Source organism: Pseudonocardia sp. Ae505_Ps2 (assembly GCF_001932425.1).
In the GTDB taxonomy this organism is placed as follows: domain Bacteria; phylum Actinomycetota; class Actinomycetes; order Mycobacteriales; family Pseudonocardiaceae; genus Pseudonocardia.
On sequence record NZ_MCIP01000001.1, the window covers coordinates 4,167,776 to 4,173,585 of the forward strand.

General features: G+C 59.2%; 3 rRNA genes, 1 pseudogene and 1 other annotated feature (1 of these 5 cut by a window edge). All 4 genes and pseudogenes read left to right on the forward strand.

The annotated features are described in order from the left end of the window. Window positions 1–66: a sequence feature (16S ribosomal RNA rRNA prediction is too short), on the forward strand; it begins 134 nt to the left of the window's first position. A gap of 125 nt (window positions 67–191) precedes the next feature. Further along, a 16S ribosomal RNA gene (locus Ae505Ps2_RS19875) occupies window positions 192–1,711 on the forward strand. A 315-nt stretch (window positions 1,712–2,026) separates the two neighbouring features. Continuing rightward, window positions 2,027–5,117 (forward strand): 23S ribosomal RNA (locus tag Ae505Ps2_RS19880). Between the two features lie 104 nt (window positions 5,118–5,221). Beyond that, window positions 5,222–5,338, forward strand: a 5S ribosomal RNA gene (gene rrf / locus Ae505Ps2_RS19885). The 16S, 23S and 5S rRNA genes sit together here, the layout of an rRNA operon. A gap of 158 nt (window positions 5,339–5,496) precedes the next feature. Further along, window positions 5,497–5,810, forward strand: a pseudogene (locus Ae505Ps2_RS32675) (hypothetical protein); the annotation flags it as partial.

Genomic DNA, 5,810 nt, shown 5'->3' on the forward strand with positions numbered 1-5,810 from the left:
CCTCGCGGGGCCGACTCTGACGCCCCGGGGCGACGGCCATCAGGCCCGGTCCCCGAGCGCGGGTGTCTTTTGAGAACTCAACAGTGTGTCGAGCTATATTGAATCGGTTTGGCGTTTTGTGCCAGATTGTTTGTTTGGTTGCAGCATTCGATCCCGTCGGGTGTTGTGACCAGTGTTTGTTTGTCAGGGTTTTGTTGGAGAGTTTGATCCTGGCTCAGGACGAACGCTGGCGGCGTGCTTAACACATGCAAGTCGAGCGGTAAGGCCCTTTCGGGGGTACACGAGCGGCGAACGGGTGAGTAACACGTGGGTGACCTGCCCTCCACTCTGGGATAAGCCTGGGAAACTGGGTCTAATACCGGATAGGACCACTGGCTGCATGGTTGGTGGTGGAAAGTTTTTTCGGTGGGGGATGGGCCCGCGGCCTATCAGCTTGTTGGTGGGGTGATGGCCTACCAAGGCGGTGACGGGTAGCCGGCCTGAGAGGGCGACCGGCCACACTGGGACTGAGACACGGCCCAGACTCCTACGGGAGGCAGCAGTGGGGAATATTGCGCAATGGGCGGAAGCCTGACGCAGCGACGCCGCGTGGGGGATGACGGCCTTCGGGTTGTAAACCTCTTTCGCCAGGGACGAAGAGTGATTGACGGTACCTGGAGAAGAAGCACCGGCCAACTACGTGCCAGCAGCCGCGGTAACACGTAGGGTGCGAGCGTTGTCCGGAATTATTGGGCGTAAAGAGCTCGTAGGCGGTGTGTCGCGTCGGCCGTGAAAACTTGGGGCTTAACTCTGAGCGTGCGGTCGATACGGGCATCACTTGAGTTCGGCAGGGGAGACTGGAATTCCTGGTGTAGCGGTGAAATGCGCAGATATCAGGAGGAACACCGGTGGCGAAGGCGGGTCTCTGGGCCGATACTGACGCTGAGGAGCGAAAGCGTGGGGAGCGAACAGGATTAGATACCCTGGTAGTCCACGCCGTAAACGTTGGGCGCTAGGTGTGGGGACCATTCCACGGTTTCTGTGCCGCAGCTAACGCATTAAGCGCCCCGCCTGGGGAGTACGGCCGCAAGGCTAAAACTCAAAGGAATTGACGGGGGCCCGCACAAGCGGCGGAGCATGTGGATTAATTCGATGCAACGCGAAGAACCTTACCTGGGTTTGACATGCACCAGACATCCCTAGAGATAGGGCTTCCCTTGTGGTTGGTGTGCAGGTGGTGCATGGCTGTCGTCAGCTCGTGTCGTGAGATGTTGGGTTAAGTCCCGCAACGAGCGCAACCCTTGTTCCATGTTGCCAGCACGTTATGGTGGGGACTCATGGGAGACTGCCGGGGTCAACTCGGAGGAAGGTGGGGATGACGTCAAGTCATCATGCCCCTTATGTCCAGGGCTTCACACATGCTACAATGGCTCATACAGAGGGCTGCGAGACCGTGAGGTGGAGCGAATCCCTTAAAGTGAGTCTCAGTTCGGATCGGGGTCTGCAACTCGACCCCGTGAAGTTGGAGTCGCTAGTAATCGCAGATCAGCAACGCTGCGGTGAATACGTTCCCGGGCCTTGTACACACCGCCCGTCACGTCACGAAAGTTGGTAACACCCGAAGCCGGCGGCCCAACCCTTGTGGAGGGAGCTGTCGAAGGTGGGACTGGCGATTGGGACGAAGTCGTAACAAGGTAGCCGTACCGGAAGGTGCGGCTGGATCACCTCCTTTCTAAGGAGTCCCATCATGTGATGGGGCATCACATGGCTCTGCAGGGTTTTGCTCTGTGGGTTTCTGTGGTTCCTTCATTGAATCGCATCATCAGCTCCGTCTGTGGGTTGGGTGCGTTGGGTGGAACGCAGTTCGTTGGACCGGTTTGGCTTGGCACACTGTTGGGTCCTGAGGAGACACCTGGTGAACGGGTTGTTTTCTTTGGCCGCTCTGGTCGGGGGCTTCCTAACGCCTGCTTGTGGTGGGTGGTGGTTGTTCTTGGTTGGGTGTGGTTGTGGGTTGAGTGTTGCATAGTGGATGCGAGCATCTTGTTGTGGTCAAGTTGTTAAGAGCACATGGTGGATGCCTGGGCATCAGGAGCCGATGAAGGACGTGGGAGGCCGCGATAGGCCTCGGGGAGCTGTCAACCGAGCTGTGATCCGAGGGTGTCCGAATGGGGAAACCCAGCGCCCGTCATGGGGCGTTACCCGTACCTGAATTCATAGGGTGCGTGGAGGGAACGTGGGGAAGTGAAACATCTCAGTACCCACAGGAAGAGAAAACAATAGTGATTCCGTGAGTAGTGGCGAGCGAAAGCGGATGAGGCTAAACCGTGTCCGTGTCAAGCCGGCAGGCGTTGCGGGTGCGGGGTTGTGAGGCGTGTCGTTCATCTTCTGCCGAGGGTGGGACAGCATGAACCGGTGTTAGCGGAACGATTCTGGGATGGTCGGCCGTAGTGGGTGATAGCCCCGTACGCGAAAATGTTTGGTTCTGTTGTGGGCATTGTTCTCGAGTAGCAGCGAGCCCGTGAAATTCGCTGTGAATCTGGCGGGACCACCCGTCAAGCCTAAATACTACCTGGTGACCGATAGCGGACAAGTACCGTGAGGGAAAGGTGAAAAGTACCCCGGGAGGGGAGTGAAATAGTACCTGAAACCGTGTGCTTACAAGCCGTCAGAGCCTTGCGGGGTGATGGCGTGCCTTTTGAAGAATGAGCCTGCGAGTTATGCTTCGTGGCGAGGTTAACCTGTGTGGGGTAGCCGTAGCGAAAGCGAGTCCGAATAGGGCGGTTGAGTCGCGGGGTGTAGACCCGAAGCGGAGTGATCTACCCATGGCCAGGGTGAAGCGTCGGTAAGACGTCGTGGAGGCCCGAACCCACCAGGGTTGAAAACCTGGGGGATGAGCTGTGGGTAGGGGTGAAAGGCCAATCAAACTTCGTGATAGCTGGTTCTCCCCGAAATGCATTTAGGTGCAGCGTCGTGTGTTTCTCGCCGGAGGTAGAGCACTGGATGGCCTAGGGGGCCGACAAGCTTACCGAAGTCAGCCAAACTCCGAATGCCGGTGAGTGAGAGCGCGGCAGTGAGACTGCGGGGGATAAGCTTCGTGGTCGAGAGGGAAACAGCCCAGATCACCGGCTAAGGCCCCTAAGCGTGCGCTAAGTGGGAAAGGATGTGGGATCGCCCGGACAACCAGGAGGTTGGCTTAGAAGCAGCCACCCTTGAAAGAGTGCGTAATAGCTCACTGGTCAAGTGGTCCTGCGCCGACAATGTAGCGGGGCTCAAGCGCACCGCCGAAGCCGTGGCAATGACATCTTTGTGGTGTTGTTGGGTAGGGGAGCGTCCTGCGTCTGGTGAAGCCCGGGAGTGATTTACGGGTGGAGGGTGTGGGAGTGAGAATGCAGGCATGAGTAGCGAATGCAGAGTGAGAATCTCTGCCGCCGGATGACCAAGGGTTCCTGGGCCAGGTTGTTCCGCCCAGGGTGAGCCGGGACCTAAGGCGAGGCCGTCAGGCGTAGTCGATGGACAACGGGTTGATATTCCCGTGCTCGTGATAGTGCGTCCATGCCGAGGCTGGTGATGCTAACCATCCGAACCCACCTTCGCTCCTTCGGGAGTGTTGTTTGTGGGGGAGCGTGGGATCCGATCTGGTAGTAGGCAAGTGATGGGGTGACGCAGGAGGGTAGCTCCGCCACGCGGTGGTTGTCGTGGTGTAAGCCTGTAGCCTGATCTCCTAGGTAAATCCGGGGGGTCGTGAAGGGTGAGAGGTGATGCGTAGCCGATTGAGGCGAAGAGGGTGATCCCATGCTGTCGAGAAAAGCCTCTAGCGAGTGCTGTTGCGGCCCGTACCCCAAACCGACACAGGTGGTCAGGTAGAGAATACCGAGGCGATCGAGCGAACTGTGGTTAAGGAATTCGGCAAAATACCTCCGTAACTTCGGGAGAAGGAGGGCCGGTTGTCTTGATGCCCCGTGCGGGCTAGGGATGGCCGGTCGCAGAGACCAGGCCCAAGCGACTGTTTACTAAAAACACAGGTCCGTGCGAAGTCGCAAGACGATGTATACGGACTGACGCCTGCCCGGTGCTGGAACGTTAAGAGGACCTGTTAGTCCCCTTGTGGGGCGAAGCGGAGAATTTAAGCGCCAGTAAACGGCGGTGGTAACTATAACCATCCTAAGGTAGCGAAATTCCTTGTCGGGTAAGTTCCGACCTGCACGAATGGCGTAACGACTTGGGCGCTGTCTCGACCACAGACTCGGCGAAATTGCACTACGAGTAAAGATGCTCGTTACGCGCGGCAGGACGGAAAGACCCCGGGACCTTTACTATAGCTTGGTATTGGTGCTCGGTTCGGCTTGTGTAGGATAGGTGGGAGACTGTGAAGCTATCACGCCAGTGGTGGTGGAGTCGTTGTTGAAATACCACTCTGGTCGAATTGGGTGTCTTAACCTCGGGCCATGATCTGGTTCAGGGACAGTGCCTGGTGGGTAGTTTAACTGGGGCGGTTGCCTCCCAAAGAGTAACGGAGGCGCCCAAAGGTTCCCTCAGCCTGGTTGGCAATCAGGTGTTGAGTGTAAGTGCACAAGGGAGCTTGACTGTGAGACTGACGGGTCGAGCAGGGACGAAAGTCGGGACTAGTGATCCGGCACCACCTTGTGGAAGGGGTGTCGCTCAACGGATAAAAGGTACCCCGGGGATAACAGGCTGATCTTGCCCAAGAGTCCATATCGACGGCATGGTTTGGCACCTCGATGTCGGCTCGTCGCATCCTGGGGCTGGAGTAGGTCCCAAGGGTTGGGCTGTTCGCCCATTAAAGCGGTACGCGAGCTGGGTTTAGAACGTCGTGAGACAGTTCGGTCCCTATCCGCCGCGCGCGTTGGAGACTTGAGGAAGGCTGTCCCTAGTACGAGAGGACCGGGACGGACGAACCTCTGGTGTGCCAGTTGTCCCGCCAGGGGCACGGCTGGTTGGCTATGTTCGGGAGGGATAACCGCTGAAGGCATCTAAGCGGGAAGCCTGTTCCAAGATGAGGTCTCCCACCACCTTTGAGTGGGTAAGGCTCCCAGGAGATGACTGGGTTGATAGGCCGGAGATGGAAGCCCTGTGAGGGGTGGAGTTGACCGGTACTAATAGGCCGAGGGCTTGCCACAACGAGTTGTTCGCATCCACTGTGTGACCCTGAGCCCACAACCCTGTGCGGGTTGTGTGTTCGTAGGTCCCCCCATGTTTGTGTGGGGGTTTGTTGAATAGTGTTGTCGGTGGTCATTGCGGTAGGGGAACGCCCGGTCCCATTCCGAACCCGGTAGCTAAGCCTTCCAGCGCCGATGGTACTGCACTCGCCAGGGTGTGGGAGAGTAGGTCGCCGCCGACATTCAACCTCTGAAAGGGGAGTCCGCAACGGTGTAGAAACCGCTGTGGGCTCCCCTTTTTTCGTATGTCTGCAACCGTGTCCGCCTCGCTGCGCGGAGCGGTTCGCCCAGTGCGGTCGCTGACCGCGGAAGTGACGGTGTTCGTTTGTACCCTGACCACGTGACGGACGGGGAACGTCCCGGCAACGGCCGGGCAGGCGAGGGGCGCGGCTCGCGCAGCGGGTCGGGATGGTCGCGCGGCGATGACCAGCGGGGACGGCGCCGTGACGGCGACGACCGCCCGCGTCGCGACGACCGGGCCGGCCGCAGCAGCGGCGACCGTGTGCGGGACGACCGAGGGCGTCCGGGCGACCGTCGTACCGAGGGACGCTCCTGGTCCGACCGGGGCGGACGCGACACCGATCGGGGCGGACGTGACACCGGCCGGCGTGACGGCGGCTTCCGCGGCGACAACCGGGACCGGCCGCGGCGCGA